The 20,188-nt window shown below is 68.3% G+C and carries 20 protein-coding genes; 8 read left to right on the top strand and 12 right to left on the bottom strand.

The window, feature by feature from the left end; all coding sequences use genetic code 11:
- Positions 1 to 8 precede the first annotated feature (8 nt).
- Positions 9 to 290, bottom strand: coding sequence for an HU family DNA-binding protein (locus AC1RRR_RS09685; protein WP_066682603.1), 282 nt, complete (start codon positions 288 to 290; stop codon positions 9 to 11).
- A 330-nt stretch (positions 291 to 620) separates the two neighbouring features.
- Between AC1RRR_RS09685 and AC1RRR_RS09680 the strand changes: the two genes are divergently transcribed.
- The 3 genes from AC1RRR_RS09680 to AC1RRR_RS09670 are packed head-to-tail and all read left to right on the top strand — an operon-like array spanning position 621 to position 3,981.
- Positions 621 to 878, top strand: a complete 258-nt coding sequence (locus AC1RRR_RS09680) for a hypothetical protein (RefSeq protein WP_492812568.1) — start codon at positions 621 to 623, stop codon at positions 876 to 878.
- A gap of 7 nt (positions 879 to 885) precedes the next feature.
- Positions 886 to 3,495 carry a DNA ligase D gene (gene ligD, locus AC1RRR_RS09675; protein WP_492812566.1) on the top strand — a complete coding sequence of 870 codons (2,610 nt, stop codon included), beginning with the start codon at positions 886 to 888 and terminating at the stop codon, positions 3,493 to 3,495.
- A 60-nt stretch (positions 3,496 to 3,555) separates the two neighbouring features.
- Positions 3,556 to 3,981, top strand: coding sequence for a nuclear transport factor 2-like protein (locus tag AC1RRR_RS09670; RefSeq protein WP_492812564.1), 426 nt, complete (start codon positions 3,556 to 3,558; stop codon positions 3,979 to 3,981).
- Here the strand turns inward: AC1RRR_RS09670 and ku are convergent.
- The 3 genes from ku to AC1RRR_RS09655 form a co-directional block, all read right to left on the bottom strand.
- On the bottom strand, positions 3,978 to 4,826 hold the full coding sequence (gene ku / locus AC1RRR_RS09665) for a non-homologous end joining protein Ku (protein ID WP_492812563.1): 849 nt from the start codon (positions 4,824 to 4,826) through the stop codon (positions 3,978 to 3,980). The two genes, AC1RRR_RS09670 and ku, sit on opposite strands and share 4 nt — an antisense overlap.
- Positions 4,827 to 4,838: 12 nt before the next feature.
- On the bottom strand, positions 4,839 to 5,870 hold the full coding sequence (locus tag AC1RRR_RS09660) for a DNA topoisomerase IB (RefSeq protein ID WP_492812561.1): 1,032 nt from the start codon (positions 5,868 to 5,870) through the stop codon (positions 4,839 to 4,841).
- A 130-nt stretch (positions 5,871 to 6,000) separates the two neighbouring features.
- Positions 6,001 to 6,408: a helix-turn-helix domain-containing protein gene (locus AC1RRR_RS09655; protein WP_454717191.1), complete on the bottom strand. Its 408-nt coding sequence runs from the start codon at positions 6,406 to 6,408 to the stop codon at positions 6,001 to 6,003.
- Positions 6,409 to 6,623: 215 nt separating this feature from the next.
- On the opposite strand from AC1RRR_RS09655, the gene AC1RRR_RS09650 reads away from it, so the two are divergent.
- Positions 6,624 to 7,634, top strand: coding sequence for an NAD(P)/FAD-dependent oxidoreductase (locus AC1RRR_RS09650; RefSeq protein WP_492812559.1), 1,011 nt, complete (start codon positions 6,624 to 6,626; stop codon positions 7,632 to 7,634).
- Between the two features lie 23 nt (positions 7,635 to 7,657).
- Positions 7,658 to 8,821, top strand: coding sequence for an acyl-CoA dehydrogenase family protein (locus tag AC1RRR_RS09645; RefSeq protein WP_492812557.1), 1,164 nt, complete (start codon positions 7,658 to 7,660; stop codon positions 8,819 to 8,821).
- A gap of 69 nt (positions 8,822 to 8,890) precedes the next feature.
- Here AC1RRR_RS09645 and AC1RRR_RS09640 read toward each other — a convergent pair whose 3' ends face one another.
- Positions 8,891 to 9,613, bottom strand: coding sequence for an energy transducer TonB family protein (locus tag AC1RRR_RS09640; RefSeq protein WP_492812556.1), 723 nt, complete (start codon positions 9,611 to 9,613; stop codon positions 8,891 to 8,893).
- Positions 9,614 to 9,806: 193 nt separating this feature from the next.
- Between AC1RRR_RS09640 and AC1RRR_RS09635 the strand changes: the two genes are divergently transcribed.
- On the top strand, positions 9,807 to 10,679 hold the full coding sequence (locus AC1RRR_RS09635) for a transglycosylase SLT domain-containing protein (protein WP_492812554.1): 873 nt from the start codon (positions 9,807 to 9,809) through the stop codon (positions 10,677 to 10,679).
- On the opposite strand, the gene AC1RRR_RS09630 is transcribed toward AC1RRR_RS09635, so the two are convergent.
- The 3 genes from AC1RRR_RS09630 to AC1RRR_RS09620 all read right to left on the bottom strand — a co-directional run bounded on the left by AC1RRR_RS09630 (position 10,669) and on the right by AC1RRR_RS09620 (position 14,377).
- On the bottom strand, positions 10,669 to 11,856 hold the full coding sequence (locus AC1RRR_RS09630; protein WP_492812552.1) for a CaiB/BaiF CoA transferase family protein: 1,188 nt from the start codon (positions 11,854 to 11,856) through the stop codon (positions 10,669 to 10,671). The genes AC1RRR_RS09635 and AC1RRR_RS09630 overlap by 11 nt on opposite strands.
- Positions 11,857 to 11,945: 89 nt before the next feature.
- Positions 11,946 to 12,365, bottom strand: coding sequence for a nucleoside diphosphate kinase regulator (gene rnk / locus AC1RRR_RS09625; protein WP_492812551.1), 420 nt, complete (start codon positions 12,363 to 12,365; stop codon positions 11,946 to 11,948).
- Positions 12,366 to 12,583: 218 nt separating this feature from the next.
- Complete coding sequence (locus AC1RRR_RS09620; RefSeq protein ID WP_492812549.1) at positions 12,584 to 14,377, bottom strand: hybrid sensor histidine kinase/response regulator; 1,794 nt, start codon at positions 14,375 to 14,377, stop codon at positions 12,584 to 12,586.
- Positions 14,378 to 14,530: 153 nt separating this feature from the next.
- On the opposite strand from AC1RRR_RS09620, the gene spbR reads away from it, so the two are divergent.
- Both spbR and AC1RRR_RS09610 read left to right on the top strand, forming a co-directional pair.
- Positions 14,531 to 15,679 (top strand): pole-localized protein SpbR, encoded by a 1,149-nt coding sequence (gene spbR, locus AC1RRR_RS09615; protein ID WP_492812547.1) that lies wholly within the window; start codon positions 14,531 to 14,533, stop codon positions 15,677 to 15,679.
- Between the two features lie 56 nt (positions 15,680 to 15,735).
- A complete protein-coding gene (locus AC1RRR_RS09610) occupies positions 15,736 to 16,500 on the top strand; it encodes an NUDIX hydrolase (RefSeq protein ID WP_492812545.1) in 765 nt (254 codons plus the stop codon).
- Here the strand turns inward: AC1RRR_RS09610 and AC1RRR_RS09605 are convergent, their stop codons facing one another.
- From AC1RRR_RS09605 to AC1RRR_RS09590, 4 genes are read right to left on the bottom strand one after another with little or no spacing between them, the layout of a single operon-like run.
- Positions 16,501 to 17,148, bottom strand: a complete 648-nt coding sequence (locus AC1RRR_RS09605; RefSeq protein ID WP_492812543.1) for an ABC-type transport auxiliary lipoprotein family protein — start codon at positions 17,146 to 17,148, stop codon at positions 16,501 to 16,503.
- Positions 17,145 to 18,083, bottom strand: a complete 939-nt coding sequence (locus tag AC1RRR_RS09600; RefSeq protein ID WP_492812541.1) for an MlaD family protein — start codon at positions 18,081 to 18,083, stop codon at positions 17,145 to 17,147. Before AC1RRR_RS09600 ends, AC1RRR_RS09605 begins: the two co-directional genes overlap by 4 nt.
- Positions 18,083 to 18,919, bottom strand: coding sequence for an ABC transporter ATP-binding protein (locus tag AC1RRR_RS09595; RefSeq protein ID WP_492812539.1), 837 nt, complete (start codon positions 18,917 to 18,919; stop codon positions 18,083 to 18,085). Before AC1RRR_RS09595 ends, AC1RRR_RS09600 begins: the two co-directional genes overlap by 1 nt.
- The gene (locus AC1RRR_RS09590; protein WP_492812537.1) at positions 18,916 to 20,031 is read right to left on the bottom strand and encodes an ABC transporter permease; all 1,116 of its coding nucleotides are present in this window, start codon (positions 20,029 to 20,031) and stop codon (positions 18,916 to 18,918) included. The genes AC1RRR_RS09595 and AC1RRR_RS09590 overlap by 4 nt, the downstream gene beginning before the upstream one ends.
- Positions 20,032 to 20,188: the final 157 nt, after the last annotated feature.

The following is a 20,188-nucleotide window of genomic DNA, read 5'->3' as shown; positions in this document are numbered from 1 at the left end:
CTGAGGGATTAGCCGTTGACGGCGTCCTTCAGTTGCTTGGCCGGCGTGAAGGCGACCTTCTTGCTGGCGGCGATTTCGATGGTCGCGCCCGTGGCCGGGTTGCGGCCGGTGCGGGCCGGCTTGGCCTGGACCTTGAACTTGCCGAAGCCCGGGATCGAGACTTCTTCACCCTTCACGGCGGCGTCGGAGATCGACTTGAAAACGCCGTCGATGATGGCCTTGGCTTGGGTCTTGGTCAGCTTGTCGTCGGCGGCGACAGCGGCGTCGACCAGATCGGAAACGTTCGTCATCTCTAAGCTCATGTCCTGTGAATCAGGGAGTTGTGAGCCTGCCGAGGCGTTTTGGGTTTGTCACCCGTTAGGGAAGGTTAAAACGCCGATTCATGGGGGCAAAACGCCCGTGGGCCGGGGATTTTTACGAAATCGTCGCCTCCGGAACGGCCAAGTTCAGGGCAAAAGCGTTAATGTTGGTCTTGGAAGTGGACTATCGGGCGACTCATGCACCAGGTGATTCTGCACGGAATCGCCTCCGGCCTGGTCCGCCGCGCGCTCAAAACGCCAAGTTAGGAACGCCCCCACGGCCCAGCCATTTCTCCTGCGAACCTCTCAAGGAGAACTGCCATGACCGACGTCGACAACGGATGGGACGGCCAGGACGGCGCCGAAGCGCTGGACGAGGATGTCGTCGGCAAGGACGGCGAACTGCGCACCTTCGAGGAGCTGCCGGACGTGCTGGACGTCACCCAGGCCGAGGGCGACGCCGACGATGACGACGCCCTGATCGCCGAAGAGCTGGACGACGACGAGATCATCGAACTCGAGCAGGACGAGGACGGCGACCCCGACGACGTGCGTCCCGAAGTGTTTGACGGCGAGTAGCCAAGCGATGGTGACGCGCAAGCTGGCGGCCTACCAGGCCAAGCGCGACTTCAAGCTCACGGCTGAGCCTTCAGGCGAGGTCGAGGTCGCCGTGTCCGAGCGGGCGCGTTTCGTCATCCAGAAGCACGACGCCACCCGGCTGCACTACGACCTGCGGCTGGAGCACGAGGGTGTCTTCCTGTCGTGGGCGGTGACCCGGGGGCCGTCGCGCGATCCGCATGACAAGCGCCTGGCCGTCCATGTCGAGGACCACCCGCTGGCCTATGGCGACTTCGAGGGCACCATCCCCGAGGGCCAGTACGGCGGCGGCACGGTGATGCTGTGGGATCGCGGCTGGTGGGCGCCCGAGCCGGGCTTCGACCTGGAGAAGGGGCTCAAGAAGGGCGAGATCAAGCTGGTCTTCGCCGGCGAGCGGATGAAGGGCGGCTGGGTCCTGGTTCGGATCAACAACGACAAATTCGCCAAAGGGAAGTCGGGGGGCGGGAAACGCGAGAACTGGCTGCTGATCAAGCATCGTGACGAGTTCGCCATCGAGGGCGATCTCGACTTCCTGGAGGACACCAGCTTCTCGATCGCCTCGGGCCGGACGATGGACAAGATCGCCGCCGGCAAGGGCAAGGCCCCCAAGCCGTTCATGACCGACGCCGGCCCGGCCCCGGACGCGGTGTGGAACAGCAAGACCTCGCCCGAGGCCAGCGGCGAGAAGGCGGCCGAAGAGACGGGCGCGCCGAAGCGAAAAACGGCCAAAGCCAAGACGGCGGCCAAGATGCCCGACTTCATCCCGCCGCAGCTGTGCAAGCTGGTCGATCGACCGCCCGGCGGCGCGGGCTGGGTGCACGAGATCAAGTTCGACGGCTATCGCATGCAGTTGCGCATCGAAGGCGGCCAGGCGGCCCTTCGCACCCGCACGGGCCTGGACTGGAGCAACCGGTTTCCGCAGCTGATCAAGGACGCTGCCGATCTGCCCGACGCCCTGATCGACGGTGAGATCGTGGCTCTGGACGAGGCCGGCTCGCCCAGCTTCGCTGGCCTGCAGGCGGCGCTGTCGGACGAGGTGACCGAGGACCTGATCTTCTTCGCCTTCGACCTGCTACATGCCGAAGGCGAGGACCTGACGGACCAGCCGCTGGCGGACCGCAAGACGCGGCTGAAGGCGATGCTGCCGAAGGACGGCGAGCGCATCCGCTATGTCGAGCACTTCGCCAGCGGCGGCGAGGCGGTGCTGCAATCGGCCTGTCGGATGTCGCTGGAAGGCGTGGTCTCCAAGAAACTCGACGCGCCGTATCGCTCGGGCAAGTCGGCGACCTGGACCAAGGCCAAGTGCCGGGCCGGCCATGAGGTGGTGATCGGCGGCTGGACGACCACGGGCGAGGCGTTCCGATCGCTGATCGTCGGCGTCTACAAGGATGGTGACCTGGTCCATGTCGGCCGGGTGGGTACGGGCTTTGGCCGCGACAAGGTCGCCAAGCTGCTGCCGGCCCTGAAGAAACTGGCGCGCAAGACCTCGCCGTTCAGCGGCAAGGGCGCGCCGAAGGGCGGGGCTAGCGTGCATTGGGTCGCGCCTGAGCTGGTCGCCGAGATCGAGTTCGCCGGTTTCACGGGAGAGGGTTCGGTGCGCCAGGCGTCGTTCAAGGGACTGCGCGAGGACAAGCCCGCCAAGGCCGTCGAAGCCGAGGCCCCGGCGCCGGTCGAGGAGGCGCAGCTCGTTACGCCGAAAGCCGGCAAGGCCGCGGTGCTGGGCGTGGCGATCTCCAATCCCGACAAGCCGCTGTGGTCGGACGCCGGCGACGGCGCGCCGGGGAGCAAGCTGGATCTCGCCCGCTACTTCGAAGCCGTTGGCCCCTGGATGCTGGAGCACGTGAAGGGCCGGCCCTGCTCGGTGATCCGCATGCCGGATGGCATCGGCCATGAGACCTTCTTCCAGCGCCATTCGGGCAAGGGCGTCTCGGCCTTGATCGACGAGGTCACGGTCAGCGGTGACCGCAAGCCGTATCTGGTCTTCAACACGGTCGAGAGCCTGGTCGCCGCCGCCCAGTGGGGCGCGACCGAGCTGCATCCCTGGAACTGCCGGCCGGGCGATCCCGAGGTCCCGGGGCGGCTGGTCTTCGACCTGGACCCCGCGCCGGACGTGGGGTTCGACGCCGTGATCGAGGGCGCGCGCGAGATCCGCGACCGGCTGGAGGCGCTGGGCCTGGTCCCGTTCTGCAAGACCACCGGCGGCAAGGGGCTGCACGTGGTCACGCCGCTGAAGGGGACGAAAGTCGACTGGGACGCCGCCAAGGCCTTCGCCCGCGAGGTTTGCGCCCGCATGGCCGCCGACAGCCCCGACCAGTACCTGCTGAACATGTCCAAGAAGGAGCGCGGCGGGAAAATCTTCCTCGACTACCTGCGCAACGACCGCATGAGCACGGCGGTGGCGCCGCTGTCGCCACGCGGCCGGCCGGGCGCGCCGGTATCGTGGCCGGTGGCGTGGACCCAGGTGCGCAAAGGGCTGGATCCGTCGCGCTTCAACATCCGCACCGTTCCGGGGCTGGTGAAGGACCTCGACGCTTGGGACGCCTATGCCGACAGCGAGCGGGACCTGGCGACGGCGATCAAGAAGCTGGGCAAGGCGTAGGACGGATTTTACAGTGCTGCGATCCGGCGCCTTCGAACGTCGGAATAATGGGAGGGCGACATGGCCCAAGAGCACGCGCTGCAAACGCTGGAGACTTGGCACGACCTCCTGGAGAAGCGCGAGTTCGACCGCCTGCGGCCTTTGGCGGCCGACACAGTCGTTTTCCGTTCGCCGGCCTTCTTCACGCCGTATCCGGGCGTAGAGCCGCTGGTGCACATCATCGCGACGGTCAACACCATCTTCGAGGACTTCGCCTACCACCGCACGTTCTGGTCGGAGGGGCACGAGTCCGTCGTGCTGGAGTTCAGCGCCCGTGTCGGCGACAAGAAGCTGAAAGGCATCGACATCATCTCCTTCGATGACGCCGGCAAGATCCGGGAGTTCGAGGTGATGATCCGTCCCGCCAACGCCGCCGCGGCGGTGGGCGAGGCGATGGCCGCCAAGGCCGGGCCGCGCCTGAAGGAACTGTTGAGCAAGCCGGCCTAGCTGGCCTTCTTCCGCGCGGGAGCCTTGTGCGCGGTGGGCTTCTTGGTCGCCGACTTGGCCTTCGCCGGCGCCTTGCCCAGGCTGCTGCGCAACGCCTCCATCAGGTCGACGACGTTGGTGTCCTCGGGCTCTTCGACCACGACCTTGCGGCCCTTGCCCTTCTGCTTGTCCTTGATCAGGGCGCGCAGGGCGTCCTCGTAGCGGTCGTTGAACTGCTCGGGATCGAAGGGGCCTTCCTTCTGCTCGATGATCTTCTGGGCGATTTGGATCATCGCCGCGTCGGGCTTCTTGTCCGGGATGGCGTCGAAATAGTCGGCGGCGGCGCGGACTTCGTCATGGTTGCGCAGGCTCCAGGCGACCATGCCGGTGTCGCGCGGTTCGATGGCCAGCAGGCGTTCGCGCTGGTGCATGACGACGCGGCCCAGGGCGACCTGGCCCGCCTTGCTCATGGCCTCGCGGATCACGCCATAGGCCTCGGCCGCCAGCTTGCCGTCGGGGACCAGGAAGTAGGGATTGTCCCAATAGAGGCGGTCGATGTCGTCGGCGCTGACGAAGCGCTCGATGTCGATGGTGCGAGTGCTCTCCAGGCGGACGCTGTCGATCTCGTCCTGGGTGATGACCACGTACTCGCCCTTGCTGACCTCATAGCCTTTGACGATGTCGGCGCGCTCGACGGGGCCGAGGTCAGGGTCCGTGGGGATCATCCGGATCCGGTTATGGGTCTTCTTGTGCAGCATGTTGAAGTGCACGTCGCTGCTGGCGTCCGTGGCGGTGTAGAGCGCGACGGGGCAGGTCACGAGCGACAGACGCAGGTGGCCCTGCCAGGTGGGACGGCCGGCGGCCATGGGCGCTCTCCTCTAGGCTTGCGCGCACGAGGCCTTTGCGGCCTCCAGGAAGCGGATAACGGCCAACTCGAACGCACGCTCCGAGCGGCCCGGCTTCAGCGGCAGGACGCCTTGCTGATAGGCCTCCAGCACCAGCGGGTGGATGTATGAGCCGCGGCAGACGGCGGCGGTGTTGCCAAGCAGGCCCGCGACCGCCTTCACGCAGGTGTTGACGTTGCGCTTGGCCTCGCTGGCGGTGCCGGCCTTGGGGATCAGGCACAGAGCGCGGGCGGCGGCCAGGGTGCCGGCCCAGGTGCGGAAGTCCTTGGCCGAGAAGTCCTGGCCGATGGCTTCGCGGATATAGGCGTTGACGTCGGCGCTCTCGACCGAACGGCGCTGGTCGTCCTCGTCGAGGTACTGGAACAGCCGTTGGCCGGGCACGTCCTGGCAGGCCTTGACGATGCGGGCCAAGCGGCGGTCGCGGAAGCCGGTCGTGTGGACCTTGCCGCTCTTGCCCTTGAACTGGAACGTGCCGCCGACGCTGGACAGCTTGGCGTGGCGGTCGCGCAGGGTGGTGAGGCCAAAGCTCTTGTTGGCCTGGGCGTATTCCTCGTTGCCGACGCGGATCAGGGTCAGCTCCATCAGGCGCACGACAGCGGCGATGACCTTGTCGCGGGGCAGGCCGCGCAGGGCCAGGTCGGTCTCGACCCGGGCGCGTAGCTTGGGCAAGGCGCGGCCGAAGGCGATCATGCGGCCGAACTTCAGCCCGTCGCGGTCGCGTCGCCAGGCCTCGTGATAGCGGTACTGCTTGCGGCCCTTCAGGTCGCGGCCGGTCGCCTGGATGTGACCGCGCGGCGAGGGGCAGATCCAGACGTCGGTCCAGGCTGGCGGGATGGCCAGGGCCTTGATGCGGTCCAGCGTGCCGGCGTCGTCGACCTTGTCGCCGTCCGGGTCGCGATAGGCGAAGCCGTCGCCGGCCTTGATCCGGCGCAGCCCCGGATCATCGTCATTGACGTAGAGGAGACCGGTCGCCACCGGCTGGAGATCGAGCGTATCGCGCGGCATGTGACCAGCCCTCCGTCCTTCGTCGGATCAACGGCGGGCGAGGGGGCGGGTTCCGGACGCTTCCGAATGCGAAAAGGCCCGCGACGGTGACGGCGCGGGCCTTTCGAAGCTTACAGATTTTGTGGCCCGACTACGGGGCGTCCTCGTCCACCATGGCGCGGACCAGGTCGACCACCCGGCGGCGCAGGCGGCGGTCGGCCAGGCGCGGGAACAGGCTGGCCAGCTCCAGGCCTTCGGGCGTGGAGACGAACTCGGTCATGCGCTGGGCGAAGCCGTCGTCGATGCCGCCGTCGGTCTCGTCCAGGCCTTCGAAGAAGTAGGACACCGGCGCTTGCAGCAGCTTGGCGGCGTCGTAGAGCTTGCTGGCGCTGATGCGATTGGCGCCGCGCTCGTACTTCTGGATCTGCTGGAAGGTGATGCCCAGGGCGTCAGCGACCTGCGTCTGCGACAGACCCATCATTTTACGGCGGATTCTCAGCCGAGCGCCCACATACAGATCCACGGGATGGGCTGGTTCGACTGCGGGTCGATCGTTCATCCGCCTCTATTCCATCTGCGCCGCGCGGAGGCGGCATGCCAATATTAACGGGTATAGACACAGCTTGGCTGCATCGTCACGTCCGGACGTGCACGGAACGGGTCTTCGCGCCAAAGTGTCGCGCTCGATTTACTATCGTTAATGATGAATAGCCGAAGGATAGACGTGGTCGTTCCGGACTTGACGTCGGCGCCCTCCAGAGGTGTCTGCGCGCCATGACAGTTCAATCGGGCGTGCGTATCGCCGTGGCTGGGGCCGGGGCGCTAGGAACCGCGGTGGCTTTGCGCCTGGCGCGGGCTGGTTTTCAGGTCACCGTCTTCGATCCGGCGGGGCCGGGCGACAACGCTTCGGGCGTGGCGGCGGGCATGCTGGCGCCGGTCAGCGAGGCGCTTTTCGACCCCGCTTCACGCGATCACCTGGCCCTGATGCGGCGCGCTCGCGACCTGTGGCCGGCCTTCGCCGAGGGGCTGGGGATCGAGATTCACCGCGCTGGCGTGCGAATCGAGGGCTCCGAAACCTGGCGCGAGCAGGTGGGCCAGAAGCTGAGCGAGCTGGGCCTGCCGGTCGGCGAGACGATCCCCGAGGACTGGCGCATCGAGGCCCGACCGGCGCTGGCGGCGCTGCGGTTGGCGGCCGAGGCGGCGGGCGCGACGTTCGAGCCAATGGCGGTCGAGGGCTTCGCGCCCGGCGTCCTGCGGCTGGCCGATGGCCGCACCGAAGCCTTCGACATCCTGGTGCTGGCCACCGGTCCCGGCGCGCGGGACGGCCAGCTGGCGCCGGAGACCGCCGCCCTGGCGCCGATCAAGGGGCAGCTCCTGCGGACCTCGGCGGATGAAGGCGACGTGGTCGTGCGGGGCGAGGGTGTCTATCTGGCCCCGGGCGAGACCTTGGCCATCGGCGCCACCATGGAGGCCGGCCGCGACGATCTGGCTCCCGACGCCTCCGCCACCCAATCCCTACGCGCCGCCGCCTGGGCGCTGCGGCCGGACCTGGATCTGGACGCGGCCAGCGTCGAGGTCGGCGTGCGGGTGACGACGACCGACGGCCTGCCGCTGGTGGGCTGGAGCAAGACGCCCGGTGTCATGCTGGCCGTCGGCGCGCGGCGCAACGGCTGGCTGCTGGCGCCGCTTGTGGCCGACATGGTCGCGGCGTATCTGAATGGCGATCACCCGGGCCCGGACGCCGCCGCCATGGACGCGCGCCGTTTTGAGAAGTCAGGGGTCTAACCAACGCAGGGGAGTAGGGCCGGATGTCCGGATTCTGGTTGACCGAAGAGCAGGAAGCCATCCGCGAAGGCGTCGCCAAGGTGTGCGCGGCCTTCGACGACGAATACTGGCGCCGCACCGACGAGACCGGAATCTTCCCCGAGGAATTCGTCGCCGCCATTGCTGAAGGCGGCTGGCTGGGCGTGGCGATGCCGGAAAGCGTCGGCGGCGCGGGCCTGGGCCTGACGGAAGCGGCCGTGATGATGCAGACCGTGGCCCAGTCGGGCGCGGGCTTCTCGGGCGCCAGCGCCATCCACCTCAACATCTTCGGCCCGATGCCGCTGGTGAAGTTCGGCACTGACGAACAACGCGAGCGCCTGCTGCCCCGGATCATTTCGGGCGAGGACAAGATGTGCTTCGCCGTGACCGAACCGAACTCGGGCCTGGACACCTCCAGCCTGGAGACGCGGGCCGAGAAGGTCGACGGCGGCTATCGCCTGAACGGCCGGAAGATCTGGACCACCGGCGCCCAGCGCGCCAACAAGATCCTGATCATCGCCCGCACCACGCCCAAGGATCAGTGCGCCAAGCCGCACCAGGGCCTGTCGCTGTTCTACACCGACGCCGAGAAGATCGAGGCCAAGCCGATCCCGAAGATGGGCCGCAAGGCCGTCGAGTGTAACATGCTCTTTATCGAGGACTTGTTCGTCCCGGCGCAGGATCTGGTCGGCGAGGAGGGCAAGGGCTTCCAGTACCTGCTGCATGGCCTGAACCCCGAGCGGGTGCTGTTCGCCGTCGAGGCCATCGGGCTGGGGCGCGCGGCTCTGGCCAAGGCGACCACCTACGCCAACGAGCGGATCGTGTTCGGCCGGCCGATCGGCCAGAACCAGGGCGTGGCCCATCCGCTGGCCAAGTCGTGGGCCGAGCTGGAGGCCGCCAATCTCTTGGCCTTCAAGGCCGCCGCGCTCTACGACCAGGGCAAGGACTGCGGGGCCGAGGCCAACGCCGCCAAGTACCTGGGCGCCGAGGCCGGCTTCCACGCCTGCGAGAACGCCGTCCTGGCCCATGGCGGCATGGGCTACGCCAAGGAATACGACGTCGAGCGCTACTTCCGCGAGGCGATGATCGCCCGCATCGCGCCGGTCAGCCGCGAGATGATCCTGAACTTCATCTCCGAGCGCGTGCTGGGCCTGCCCAAAAGCTATTAAAGAAAAGGGCCGGATCGCCGATACGGAAGCGATCCGACCCCCTCCGCTTCAAGGAGACGCGAGGGCGTATCAGGCGCCGGCGTTGAAGCGGATCGGGATGCGGACGGTGGCGCCGTCCACGGCCTCGCCGTTCTCGGTCTGCGGCTTCATCTTGAAGAAGCGCGAGACCTTGATGGCGGCCGCGCCGAAGCCTTCATCGGCCGGAGTCTCCGACAGCACCGAGCAGTCGCGGACCGTGCCATTGATGGCCACCACGCAGTTCAGGGTCGCCGAGCCCGACAGGCCGCGCCGCTGGGCGCTTTCCGGATAGTAGCGGGCCATGTCGTCGGCCGAGGGCAGCCGCAGCCAGTTGGCGCGGGTGATGACCTTGGCCGGCGGGGCAGGTGGGGCCGGAGGCGCGGGCGGTGTCGGCGTCAAGGTCGTGAGAGGACCCGTAGCCGGCGGCCCATCCGTTCTGATCGTCGGATCGGCCACCAGAGGCGGAGGCGCTTCGAAGGGGGTCTGCAAGGGGATATGCAGCTTCGGTGCGGCGGCCTGCGGCGGCGGCTGATCGGTCGGCGGCGGAGGGGGCGGCGCCTTTGGCGGCGTGTAGATCGGCTCCAGAACCAGTGGGGGAGGCTCGACCATCGTCGGCAGCGGCGAGACCCACTTCTGATAGGCCAGATACCCGATCAGCCCAGCGTGCAGCGCGGCCGAGACGCCCAGGCCGATCAGCAGCACTTTCGAGGGCTTGCGCGGCGGGGCGTCCAGGCCGGGAATGCCGGAGCCGCTGGGATGGAGAGCCAGGTTCATGTCGATCTCCTACGCTGAATTACATCTGTAGGATCAGGTCAGCACGAACCGTCAGCGCTGTAAATTGACATTCGTAATCTGCGTGACGATTTGTCTTACGTCTGTAAGAATGGGTGCGGCATCTCGTCTCCGGACGCGGGGCTCGGAACGTGGTTAATCGCGAATTAACCATAGTCGCCGACTCCTGAGGCCCATGCCCGCCGTCAGTTCCATCCGCAGCGTCGTCGAGTCGGCGATCCAGCGCGCTTCCAGCGCGACTGGGGTCGACTTCACGTTCCTGATGGGCACGGCCAAGCGCGAGAGCGGCTTCAACCCCGCCGCCAAGGCGCGGACGTCGTCGGCCTCGGGCCTGTTCCAGTTCGTCGACCAGACCTGGCTGTCCACGTTGAAGAAGCACGGCGCCAAGTACGGCTATGCCCGCTACGCAGACCTGATCAGCCAGGGCAGCGACGGTCGTTACCGTGTCGACGGCGACGAAGCCCGCAAGGCCGTGCTGGGCCTGAAGACCGACCCGCACGCCGCTTCGCTGATGGCCGGCGAGCTGGCCAGCGACCACGCTTCGTACCTGCGCGGCCGGGTGGGGCGCGACCCCACGGCCGGCGAGCTGTACGCCGCCCACTTCCTGGGCCCATCGGGTTCGGCCCGTCTGATCCAGGCCGCCACGGCCTCGCCGGGCGCCAGCGCCGCGGCGATGTTCCCGGACGCGGCCCAGGCCAACCGCTCGATCTTTTACAAAGACGGCCGCGCCGCCACGGTGGGCGAGGTCTATGCCAACCTCACCAAGACCGGCGGCGCGACTCGCGTCGACATGGGTCCCGCCCAGGCGCCGACGGTCCAGGCCGACCAGGGTTTCATGCAATATGCGAGCGGTCGTCGCCTGGAGCGCATCCGCCAGCAGGAGGCGATGGTCGACCTGATCCTTCGCGGCTCGCAGGACGTCGGCAATCCGTTCAGCGGCTCGTCCGACAGCTCCAGCATGGGCGGCGGTCAGCGTCTGGCCAGCTCGATGTTCTCGGCCGAGATGCTGCGCGTCCTGTCCGACGCCAATGAGAAGATCAAGCGCTGACGGCTGTAAGAGCCGCCACCTGATCCGCCGACCAACCTAGTTCCCTGAACACCGCCGCCGTGTCCGCGCCCAGCTTCGGCGCGGGTCCGCGTGGACCATCCTCCGAGCCCGGGAAGCGGGCAGGGGCCGCCGGGGCCTTGAAGGTCCCGCCAGCGCCATCGGGCGTATCCACGAAACAGCCCGCCGCCTCGGCCTGGGCGTCGACCGCCAGCTCGCGCGGGGTCTGGTAGGGCGCCCAGGTGATGTCGCCGGCGTCCAGGGCTTCGGCGGCGTCGTCATAGGCCATGGCCCCGAAGGCTTCATCCAGGATGTCGACCAGCGCCTGGCCGTTCTCGCGGCGGGTCTTGGCGGAGGCGAAGCGCGGGTCGTCGACCAGCTCGGGCCGGCCGGCGGCGGCGGCGATGCGGGGCCAGTCCACCGAGCCCTGGCGGGGCAGCAAGCAGATCCAGCGGCCGTCGGCGGTCTTGTAGAAGTTGGCCAGCGGCTGCAGCGCCTCGCGCCGTCCACGCGTGGAGGCCAGCTTCCCGAAACGCAGCTGGATCGCCATGTCCGAGCCGATCGCATAGACGCCGGTGCGCAGCAGCGAGGTTTCGACCAGCCGGCCGACGCCGGTATTGGTGCGCTCGTGGACCGCCGCGAGAATCGCGGACACCGTCGCCAAAGACGTGACGTGGTCGCCCATGCCGGTGCGGATCGGGAAGGGCTCGGTCCCCTTCGGCGCGGTGATCGACCCCACCCCGGCCCGCGACCAGAAGGCCGCCACGTCCATGCCGGGCTTGTCGCGATCGGGACCGGTCAGGCCATAGCCTGTCAGGCTGCAATAGATCAGGCGCGGATTGAGCGCCTTCAGGGTCTCGTAGTCGACGCCGGCGCGAGCCAGGGCGGCGGGTCGGACATTGGTCAGGAAGATGTCGGCGGTCGCCGCCAGCGCCTTCAGGGCGTCGCGGCCCAGGTCGCTGCGGATGTCCAGGACGACGGCCTTCTTGCCCCGGTTGTCGAGCTCGAAGATCGGGTTGGCGTCCTGGTCCGAGCCGATGGTGTCGAAGAAGCGCCGCATCGGGTCGCCCTCGGGGGACTCGACCTTGATCACCTCGGCGCCCCAGTCGGCCATGATCCCGGCCGCGCCGGGGGCGGCGATATAGGTCGCCAGCTCGACGACCCGCAGTCCCTCCAGCATCGCTCTCTCCCTTTTATCGTTGAGGAGAGTGTGAGGGAGGGCGAGGGAAGGGGAAAGGCTTACCCGGCGGCAAGCCCTCCGTGGCGGCTCTAGAAGACCAGGCGGCCGGGCGGCTCGACCTTGAGGATGCGCAGCGCCCGCTCGTGGCCGTCGCGATCGGGCCATTGGATCGACTGGCCCACCGACAGGCCGATCAGGCCCGCGCCGACCAGGGACAGCACCGAGATCTTGCCGGCCTCGATATCGGCCTCCTTGGGATAGACCAGCAACACCGAACGGGCCGCGCCATGGGCGTCGTCCTCGAACCGCACGGTCGAGCGCATGCGCACGACATGGTCGGGCATGTCGGCGTCCGGGCGGACCTCGGCGCGGTCGATCTCGCGCAGCAGCAGGTCGGCCGCCAGCGGAGCGGCGTGCTCCATCTGCAGGGCCAGGGTCGACAGGTGTTCGGCCTCGGTTTCGGCCATGATGAGATGTGGACGCACGACGGCGTCCGCTTGCGCGAGCATGGAAAGCTCCAGGCATAGGGATGTGTTGATGCGGGCCGCGGGAGCGACCGTTAGGCGGCGGGATGCGTGATGTTCGCCCCGAACGCCCGCGACAGGCGCGCGGACGGTTCGGGGCTAGGAGCCTGCGAGCAGGCTACCGCCGTGATGGCGAAAACGCCGGAAGGTCGGGCGCGAAAACATGCGCCATTCTCGCCTTCGAGCGTCTGAAGTCAAACGGCTTACGCGGCTTCCGACTTGGCGGCGTTGCGGTCCAGGGCCGAGGCGTCCGCCAGGGCGCGGGCCACGGCGGCCACGCTGACCGGCTTGCGCAGCACGATGTCGGCGCCGGCGTCCAGGAACTCCGAGGCCTCCTCGCCGTCGCCTTCGATGACCGCGATGATCGGCGTCTGGCGATTGGGGCCTTCGGCGCCGCGCAGCGAGGCGGCGGCGCCCGGGCCGTCCAGCACCGGCATGCGGTGGTCCAGCATCAGCAGGTCGAACTCGGCGATCTTGGCCAGGTCGGCGGCGCGGCGGCCGTTCTGGGCGTGGACGACCTGGTGGCCCAGCTGCTCCAGGATGGCGCGCAGCATGGCCGCGTTCAGGGCGTCGTCCTCGGCGATCAGCACGCGCATCATGCGCTGGGTTCCCGGGGCTTCGGTGGCCACCGTGTCCAGCTCTTGCTCCAGTTCGCACTCGGCGACGGCGTCGAAGGGCAGGGTCAGGGTGAAGCAGCTGCCGACGCCCACGGCGCTGCGGGCCTCCAGGGCGCCGCCCATGAGGCGGGCCAGCTGGCGTGACAGCGACAGGCCCAGGCCCGCGCCGTTGACGCCGGCGCCGGTGCGCTCGACGCGGCGGAAGGGCTCGAAGGCGTGCTCCATTTCCTCGGGGGTCAGGCCAGGACCGGTGTCGGCGACCTCGACCGCGACCAAACCGTCGCGCAGCTCGACACGGACCTCGATACGGCCCCGCACGGTGTATTTGACCGCGTTGCCCAGGATATTGGCGATGATCTGGCGGGTGCGCAGGGCGTCGGCGACGGCGGCGCCCTTGTCGCGACCGCGCAGCAGCGGATCGATGTGGACGGACAGCTCCAGCCCCTTGGTCGCCGCGTGCGGCTTGTCCAGCAGGACCAGGTCCTGGACCAGGCGGACGGGATCGAACGGCTGGGTCTCGACGTTCAGGCGGCCGGACTCGGCGGTCTCGCTGTCGAGGGTGGCGTTCAGCACCGAGATCAGGTCCTGGGCGGCGTCGAGGGCGGCGTTCAGCTGTTCGCGCGACGGCGCGGCGCGACCGCCCTTGCCGGCGGCGGCGGCCAGCACGTGGGTGACGCCGGTCAGGCCGTTGCGGATCTCGTGGCTGAGGGTGGCGACGATGTCGGACTTGCTGCGGGCGGTGCGTTCGGCGGCTTCCAGCACTCGCAGGCGTTCGTCGACCAGTTCCTCGTGCGAGACGGCCAGGTCGTGCTGGCGGCGGAACATGCGGTTCAGGATCATGCCCAGGGTCAGGGCCAGGGCCACCGCGCCCCAAGTCAGCTCGCCGGCCTGGCGGCCGTCGGGGTGCGAGAACTGGGCGATCAGCGGACCGGCGGCGGCCAGCGGCGCGATGATCAGCAGGGCGGGCAGGTAGGACGCGGCGAAGAAGGTGCACAGCACCGCGCCGGCCGTGGCCAGCATCAGAAGGGTTTCGCGGGCGGGGCCTGCGCCTTCGGCGAAGGCGGAGATCTGCACGACGCAGAGCGCCCACAGCACGCCGCACAGCACCTGAATCCGGGCGCGACGGTTAAGATCTTGCGACGCATCGTCGCGCAACCAGTTCACGACGGCGTAAAAAGCGCCCCAGTTGATGGCGAAGATGGCGAAGCTGGCGGTCATCCACGCGCGGTTGACGGCGAACGATCCGACCCACACGAACAGGGGCAGGCTGACCGCGAAAACCCCCAGCGCATAAGGCAAAAGCGCGGCCTGGGCGTCCAGGGCCTTGGCCAGTCGGGCGCCGTCCATCGGACTGGTTTTCAGGCGGCGCTCGGTGAGCAAGTTCGCGTTCCTCTTCGTTGAGCGCGAACCTTAGGGCAGCGTGGTTTGTACCCGGTTACGGGACATCGTTAATCCACAGCTTCCTAACGCAAACAATCATTAAGCCTAACCGCCCACCATGCGACTCCAAGCATAGCTCCCGGCAGGCGAACCATGGCCACGACACGCGCTGCACTCACCGACTCCGACATCCGCATGCTCGTGAAGGGCGCGACGCCTGACGAGCGCGCCTTGGCGGCGCACAAGCTGTGCCGGAGCATCGATCGCTCGGTCATGACCGACGACGAGCGCCAGGTCGCCCACGACATCCTGCGGGTGATGGCCGCCGACGCCGCTGAGCTTGTCCGCCGGGCCATGGCGGTCACGCTCAAGAATTCCCAGGCCCTGCCGGCCGATGTCGCCAACCGCCTGGCGCGCGACGTCGAGAGCGTCAGCCTGCCGATCATCAGCTTCTCGCCGGTGTTCACCGACACCGACCTGGCCGAGATCGTCCGCGTGGGCGGTCCGGTGCGCCAGATGGCGGTGGCCAAGCGTCCCAAGCTGTCGGCCAAGATCACCTCGATGCTGGTCGAGCAGGGCAACGAGGACGTGGTCGCCACGGCCGTCGCCAACGACAACGCCCGCTTCTCGGAAGTGGCGCTGCAAAAGGCTCTGGACCGCTTCGCCAAGTCCGAGACCGTGCTGCAGGCCGTCGCCTACCGCACGGCCCTGCCGCTGGCGGTGACCGAACGCCTGATCGAGATGGTCGGCGACCAGCTGCGCGACCACATCCTGGCCAGCCACGCCCTGTCGGCCGAGCTGACCATGGAGCTAATTGTCGGCGCCAAGGAACGGGCCACGATCGACCTGGTCGACCAGGCCGGCCGCGCCGCCGATCCCAAGGCCTTCGTCGCCCATCTGCAAAGGGTCGGCCGTCTGTCGCCGTCACTGATCCTGCGCGCCCTGGCCCATGGCCACATGACCTTCTTCGAGTGGGCCGTCGCCGAGCTGTCCGGGGTGCCGCACCACCGCACCTGGCTGATGATCCACGACGCCGGCCCCCTGGGCTTGAAGGCGATCTGCGAGCGCGCCGGCCTGCCGCCGCGTCTCTATGCGGCGTTCCGCGCGGGCGTCGACGCCTTCCACGGCCTGGAGTTCGACGGTGGCGCCAACGATCGTGAGCGCTTCCAGGAACACATGATCCAGCGCTTCCTGACCTCGTCGCACACGGTTTCGCGCGAGGACAACGAGTACCTGCTGGAGCGCATGGACCGCAGCAGCAACAAGCGGCGCATCGCCCGCAAGGACCAGGGCGCGGCTTAAACGGCTGTTCGAAAGGGGTCTGGGCAAGCGCACGCAGCGGCGCCAGACTTCCCGCCATGTCTGACTCACCGCCGGGCGCGATCCGTCCCGCCGCCACCGTCCTGCTGCTTCGAGACGCGCCTTCGTTCGAGGTGCTGATGGTCAAGCGGCACCACCAGATCGACTTCGCGGCCGGAGCCCTGGTGTTTCCGGGTGGCAAGAGCCACGGCGGCGACAGCGACCCGCGCTGGCGGGACCTGGCGATCGGCTTCGACGAGGTGGGCAGCGACGGCGTGGCGCTGCGCATCGCCGCCATCCGCGAAGCTTACGAGGAAGCCGGTGTCCTGCTGGCCCGCGACAAGGACGGCGCCTTCTATGCCGGCGAGGCGGCCAAGGACATCCGGGACGCGGTGGCGCAGGACAAGGTCGCCTTCATCGACGTGGTCGAGGACCTGGGGCTGAAGCTGGACCTGTCGGCCCTGACCGTCTTCGCCCGCTGGATCACGCCCAAGCTGATGCCCAAGCGGTTCGACACCTGGTTCTACGTGGCCCACGCGCCGTTGGCCCAGCAGGCGATCTGCGATGGCCACGAGGCGGTCGACGCCGAGTGGATCGCGCCGGGCCTGGCCCTGGAGCTGGCGGCGTCGGGCCAGCGCAAGGTGATCTTCCCCACGCGCATGAACCTGCAGCTGCTGGCTGAAAGCGCCGATCCCGCCGACGCGGTGGCGCGAGCGCAGGCGCGCGAGCTGGTCACGGTCGAGCCGTGGATCGACGGGCCAGTCCTGCGGATCCAGGAAAACGCCGGCTACGGCCCGGTGACGGAACCGCTCGAAGCGCTCTAGCTACTTCAGCCCCGACCCCGACGCGTTGACCCAGGCCACCACGTCGCCCAGCACCTTGGCCGTCGCCTGGTCGAAGGCCGGGACGATGGCGCCGACGCGGTTGTCGGCGGCCTTCACGCGGGCTTCGAAGATCTGGTCGCCGATCAGGGCGCGGTCCTGGCTGCGGTTCAGCACGCCGCGCACCCGCACGACCACCTCCGGCGCGGCCTTGGGGCCGTTGACGTAGTCGGCCTCGAAAGTGCGGACCTCCAGGCGCAGCATCATGTCGGCCTTGGCCACCTCGCCGCGACCGATCAGTCGAGCGCGGCCGGGGTCGTTCTCGAAGGCGCGGGCGGTGGCTTCCTCGAACAGCACGAAGGCCGGCGAGACCCAGCGGGCGTCGGCGATATAGGCCACCTCGCCGTTGGTGCTGGTCAGGATGCGGTCACCGGCGGCGGCGCGGGTGAAGGACGAGGGAGTCTTCAGCACCCCGAACATCGCGCCGGGCGGACCCTTGGGCACGCTGACCTCGGCCTCGCCAAAACGATAGAGGCTGGCCGGCTTGGCCTTCGGGAAGATGCTGATGCAGCCGGAGAGGCTGACCACCAGCGCGGCGGCGGCCAGGGCGAGTCCAAGGGTCTTGGCGGTATTGCGGATCATCGGGCTCACGGCTTGACCTCCACTTCCTTGGCGGGCGCCTTGCCGACCAAGCCTCGAGGGTTCTGTTCGACGTCGGCGACCAGGCGGTCCAGGGACTCGGCGGCCGACTGCAGGGTGACGATGGCCGACGACAGCTGCGGCAGGCCGGTGGTGGCGAAGTCGGTGGTCGGGCCTTCCAGCTTGCCGACCATGCCGCGGGCGTCCTTGGCGGCGGCCTTCAGCTCGGCGGCGGCGTCGCCCAGCTCCTTCAGGGTGCGCTTGCCATCGCCATCGACCAGGCCGTTGGCGCTCTTGGACAGCTCGGTGATCGACTGGGCGGTCGCATCGATGCTCTGCAGCGCCTTCTGGGCGTCGGCGATGATCTCCTTGCGCTCGCGCAGCTCGGCGGTGACCGCCTGGACGTCGCTGAGCGAGGCGCTGAAGGTCTTGATGTTCTGGTCAGATAGGACGCGGTTGACGCGGTCCAGCGCCTCGATGGTGCGGGTCAGCACCGTGCCGCCGCCTTCCAGCAGGTCGGAGAGGGCGCTGCGCTGGCTGCGCAGGACCGGGACCTTGCCGTTCTTGACGGTGTCCTTCAGCAGCTCCTTGTTGGGCGAGCCGGCGGTGATCTGGACGTAGTTGACGCCCGTGATGCCCTGCGGCTCCAGCGTGGCGTAGCTGTCGACCTTGACCGGCACGTCCGAGGTCATGCGCACGCGGGCGATGACGCGGTTCGGATCGGTCTTGTCCAGCTCGATGCGGCTGACTTCACCGACCTTGATGCCGTTGAAGTGCACTTCGCCGCCCGTCGACAGACCGCGCACCGGACCGATGAACAGGATGTCGTAGAGGTCGTAGTCCTTGCTGAAGCTGACCTTGGCCAGCCACACCACGAAGATCACCAGCCCCATGAACAGGGCCAGCGATATGGCCCCCACCAGGGCGTAGTTGGCGTTTCTTTCCATCAGAAGTCGGTCCTCGCCTCGGCCGGATCCTCGGAGGTCGCGGCGGCGCGTCCCCGGGGGCCCAGGAAGTACTGTTTGATCCAGGGATGTTCCGAACGCTCGAGCTCGCGCACGGGCGCCACGGCCACCACATGTTTGTCGGCCAGCACCGCCACGCGGTCGGTGATCGCGTAGAGGCTGTCCAGGTCGTGGGTGATCATGAAGACGGTCAGGTCAAGGCTGTCGGACAGGTCCTTGATCAGGGAGTCGAAGGCCTCGGCGCCGATCGGGTCCAGGCCCGCCGTGGGCTCGTCCAGGAACAGCAGCTCGGGGTCCATGGCCAGGGCGCGGGCCAGGCCGGCGCGCTTGCGCATGCCGCCCGACAGCTCGGCGGGCTTGAGCAGCGCCGCGCGGGCGGGCAGGCCGACCATGGCGATCTTGAGATCGGCGATCTCCTCGATTTCGCGACGCGGCAGCTTGGTGTGTTCGTGGAGCGGCGCGGAGACGTTCTCGCGCACGGTCAGGTTCGAGAACAGCGCGCCCTGCTGGAACAGCACGCCCCAGCGCCGCTCGACCGACGACCACCGCCGGCGCGAGGCCACGCGCATGTCGCCGCCGAATAGCCGCACCGTGCCGCCGTCAGGGACCTTCAGGCCGATGATGGTGTTGAGCAGCACCGACTTGCCGGTGCCCGAGCCGCCCACGACGCCTAAAACCTCGCCGCGCTCGACCTTCAGGTCCAGGCCGTCATGGACGGTGTTGTCGCCGAAGCACGAGACCAGGCCCTGCACCTCGATCGGATACTTCTCGGTGTCGGCCGTCTCGATTGCGGGCGGGATCACGGCGGGGCCGGTCATATATCCAGCTCCATGTAGACCAGGGCGAAGATCGCATCGATCAGGATGATGGCAAAGATGGCGTGCACCACGGCCGCCGTCACCCGCCGGCCCAGCGACTCGATGTCGTTGCCGACCTCCATGCCCTGGCGGCAGCCGATCGCCGCGATCACGGCGGCCATCACCGGCGCCTTGGACATGCCGATCCAGAAGTGCGTGGCCCCGACGAAGTCGATGATCCGCTGCAGGAAGAAGGTCGGCGACAGGTCCAGCACCGCCCAGACGACCAGGATGCCGCCGGCCAGGCCGGCGATCGTCGCCACGAAGACCAGCAGCGGGATCGTGAAGAGCAGGGCGGCGAAGCGCGGCAGCACCAGCGCCTCGTAGGGATCCACGCCCATGACCTGCATGGCGTCGATCTCCTGGTTCATCTTCATCGAGCCGATCTCGGCCGCGAAGCTGGAGGCCGAGCGGCCGGCCAGCAGGATGGCGGTGATCAGGATGTTGAACTCGCGCATGACCGAGATGCCGATCAGCTCGACCGAATACACCTGGGCTCCGAAGTCGGTCAGCATGTTGGCGCCTAGCAAGGCCACCACCGCGCCGATGAAGAAGGTCGTCACCGCCACGATCGGCATGGCGTCCAGGCCCGCGCGCTCGCACAGGGCGATGGTCGGGGCCCAGCGGATGCGGCGCGGATCGGCGATGCAGCGTCCCACGGCGACCAGCAGGTGGCCCAGGAACACCATGGTCCCGTAGGCGTCGCCGAACAGGCCGAACACACCCTTGCCGATCCGTTCCAGCAGGGCGTGGAAGCCGCCGGAGCGAACAGTGGGTTCGGGCTCGACCTGGATGGCGGCGCCGACCAGCTCCAGCAGGCGCAGCACTTCGCGACGCGCCTGGACCTGCTCGGTCTTCAGGCGATCGCCGGCGGCGCGCAGGATGGCGTAGGCGCCGGCGGTGTCGCAGCGATTGACGCCGGTCAGGTCCAGATCCAGCGCACGCGCGCTCGCCAAGGCGTCGTCCAGCCGCAGCCCGGCGTCGAAGAGACCTCGCGCGGTCCAGTCCCCCGACAGCACCGCCGCCGTGCGGCCGTCCTGTTCGGTCAAGGTGAAGTCCGCCGGAAGCGCCATGAAGTCCTTGGGGATCGTTTCCTGGTTATATCCAAGCCCTGCCGTGGACCTGACAAGTCCAAAACGCGCCAAGGCGCAGCTTGTTGCTGCTTAAGGCGATATCGTGACGAAGAGCAGACAGCGCCCGGTTTTTGACGGCGTCCTCAAGCCCGGTGCG

The sequence above is a fragment of the Caulobacter sp. GW821-FHT12D05 genome (assembly GCF_058807295.1).
The sequence above is the reverse complement of the archived record's forward strand: the minus strand, read 5'-3'. Positions and strand labels throughout refer to the sequence as shown.